Below are 3,157 nucleotides of genomic sequence, written 5' to 3'. Positions count from 1 at the left end.
GTTCAGATGGTGGGCGTGACAGGGATTGAACCTGTGACCCCTACGATGTCAACTTTGTGGACTGCCTGATATTGCTGACTCCTGATGCCCTATCGAGACGGAACGAAGCCTAAACATCCCCACGTATCTGTACGGTAACTGTACAGATACGTCTTTTCACTCGACTTAAACACGAGTCATGAGGGGCACGAAATCAATCGAATAAGAGAATGGATATCGCGTCGAGCCTGTCAAAAATGGCGGCTGGGTACTGGTGCTCGATAATCGCGAGTTTGAGTACATCGACAAGCTCGCATTGAAGTGCGAAGGAACGGCGTTCGACGAGGCCGTTGAGACGCTTACGGACGCCGAGCGCGAGCAATATCTGACCTTCGACGAGTCGCAAAGCAGAATCCGAAGTAGGATACTCGGCGCGTTCACCAGTTGTGATGATCTTACCACTTATCTGTTTCGCTGTCATAAGCAGATCGAGTTCGACCGCCTGGAGCGGTTCAAGAAAGATCGCGCCGACAAGTGGCGTCTGGAAGAGCAGGTGCCGACGGACGATCAGTGGACCCCGGAAGAGCGGCGCGCCACGAGCCGCCCTTTGAACGAAGTGATCCGCGCCTCGCTGGACACGGGCGTTGATGAAAACGGCTATACCGACCTGCTAACCGAACGCCCTGAACCGTGGCTATCCATCTGGCGACGCATGACGCCGAGGTCGAGGCGAAGAAGGGCAAAAGCTGGCTGCATATCAACCAACTGGTGCCCCTGATCAAACAGTGGCAGTCCGATCGCCGCGCCAAGGTGTTGGCTCTATGACCAGCGCTTATCCGTTGACATCGCCAGATCACATCGAGCGCTCACGCACTCGCGAGTCCGGTCGCTTTAGAACGACGCAGGCAGCTGCGCTAAAAAACGTGCGGACGTCCCTCACTCAGTTCGGCCGGGATAGCGGCAAGAAGGTGGATCACGTCGTTATCTCCACCAACTATACTTTGTCTGAACATCGACCAGCGGATCCCGGCGTTGCCGTGTCGTTTCAGTGGGACAGCATGCAGGTTTGCATTCCTGTCGATCGCTATAACACGATCGAAGCGAACCTTCAGGCGATCCACCATGTCGTGGAGGCGCGCCGTGTGGAAATCAGGCATGGCACACTTGCGCTTTTGCGAGCGTCGTTTCGCGGCTTGCTGGCACTTCCACCTCCCGACAACTACCGAACGTGGCGCGATATTCTTGGTTTGGCGCCAGATGCCAATCCGAATGTCGATTCACTAAAGACCGCTTATCGGCGTGCTGCAAAGAAAGTCCACTCGGAAGGAAGCTCTGAGAAAATTATGACAGCGATTAACGTCGCTCATGACGAGGGAATGAACGAATCAGGTTTGTGAAAACGGTGACCATCGCAAAAACAAGCGCTTACAAAGCGCAAGGCGCATAAAGTTGGCGCCATATTGATCGCCAGTCATTTCAATGTTCGCAAGTCACTGGTATGAGTGCCGCAAATCCTGCAAGAGGGAGGTGGAGCAAGAATGATAAGACTATGGTCGATAGGTGGGTTCAAGTCGTTCAAAAATGACACCCCGATGGAATTATCTCCCATCACAATATTTGCAGGGTCGAACAGCAGCGGGAAAAGCACAATTTTCCAGAGCATACTTTTGCTAAAGCAAACTGTCCAATACGGTTCATCTTCCCGATCGTTAGCATTAAATGGCCCTCTAGTAAGACTTGGAACATTTGATGATGTGATCCACTACAATAGCGATCCGCGTGCGATCTCTATTCAATTCGATTACGATGTCGATGATGTAGGGGACTATTCATCGACCAGTATGTATCGGCCCTGGGATGCTGCGGCGAGAATCGAAAACATTACTGGAAAATTCAAATGGGAGCCGCGGGTACAAACGACAGGTGACGTTCCAGAACAGTACGATCAACTACAGTCCACAGTAGTAGCCGCTGAATTGCGAATTCGACGGCCGCGCACAAAGGATAGCGAGACGCCTGTCGACCACCTAATCACTTATTCTCCCAGTTCGTTCGACGCCTACTGGGGAGGCGAAGAAACTCRGATTCGCTGGGTCAATGTCGAAATGGATCCAAGCTCCCGAGCAGAGATGCTAAAAGGCAAACCTGATGGTCAGATTGATCACATGGCTTTGAACTACTTTCTGCCCGGCTTAATAAGAGTCAATTTTAATAAGGGTAAAAAGAAAACGATTGATGTGACGGAGGCATTATTTTCGGGGAGCTACTCGCTTCTGACCCAAGTCGATCTCGAAGGGCAGGATCTACCGGCCTCGGTAGCTCAATTGGCAAATACCTGGCTTCTCAAAGCGGGGAAACCTACAATAACGATAAACGGGGACTTCGTTTCGGCGGATATCATTAGAGATGCACTCGCTGTAACTACCAGGTTCGCGGGCATCATTCCCAGCCTTCCTCGCCAAATCCCAGAGGGTTTCGACCAGCTAAAAGCGGACGTTGCGCGGGAACTCCTGGCGCACTTTGGCTCAGAGGGTTCCGACTTCGATTTTGCATACCTGAGGCCAGCTGATGATGCGTCGGATATACTGATATCCTTTTTGAAGCGTGGAGTACAATACCTCGGTCCGTTGCGAAACGAGCCGAAGCCGGTTTACCCGCTGGAAGCTCTGGAAAATACCGGCGAAGTTGGATATCGCGGAGAGCACACTGCGGCTGTTCTGTTCTTGAATTCAGAAAAGGGAATAGAGTACTTACCCCCAACTAATCTTGAAGCTGGAGTGAAAACAAAAAGCCTGAAAGTCGCGAAACTTAGAACTGCGGTAAGCGAGTGGCTCGATTATTTAGGGGTTGCTACCGATGTTATGGCAACAGAGCGAGGTGTTTTTGGAAATCAACTGCAGGTCACTACCGAAGGACTCGCCAAAAAGCACGATCTTACAAACGTAGGCGTCGGTGTCAGTCAGGTTTTACCGATCGTAGTGTCATGTCTTCTAGCTCCCAAGGGTTCGCTGATGCTGTTTGAGCAACCGGAGCTCCACCTTCATCCAAGGGTACAGGCCAGATTGGCGGATTTTTTCTATGCCGTCGGAATATCAGGGAAGCAGTGTCTTCTTGAAACGCACAGCGAATATTTGATCGATCGATTTCGGCTACGCATTGCAGAGGAAGAGGGCAACGT

3 protein-coding genes are annotated in these 3,157 nt (G+C 51.6%); all 3 read left to right on the top strand.

Going from position 1 to position 3,157, the window contains the following annotated elements; all coding sequences use genetic code 11:
* Positions 1–253: 253 nt before the first annotated feature.
* Positions 254–757, top strand: coding sequence for a hypothetical protein (locus ACXJ5O_RS22740; RefSeq protein ID WP_457301884.1), 504 nt, complete (start codon positions 254–256; stop codon positions 755–757).
* Positions 758–800: 43 nt separating this feature from the next.
* Positions 801–1,376 (top strand): J domain-containing protein, encoded by a 576-nt coding sequence (locus tag ACXJ5O_RS22735; protein ID WP_457301883.1) that lies wholly within the window; start codon positions 801–803, stop codon positions 1,374–1,376.
* A gap of 195 nt (positions 1,377–1,571) precedes the next feature.
* Positions 1,572–3,157, top strand: a 1,586-nt coding sequence (locus tag ACXJ5O_RS22730) for an AAA family ATPase (RefSeq protein ID WP_457301882.1), incomplete at its 3' end; no start/stop codon positions are given.

This window comes from Phyllobacterium sp. P5_D12, assembly GCF_054049495.1.
Note: the sequence above shows the minus strand (reverse complement) of the source record. Positions and strands in the feature narration are given on the sequence as shown.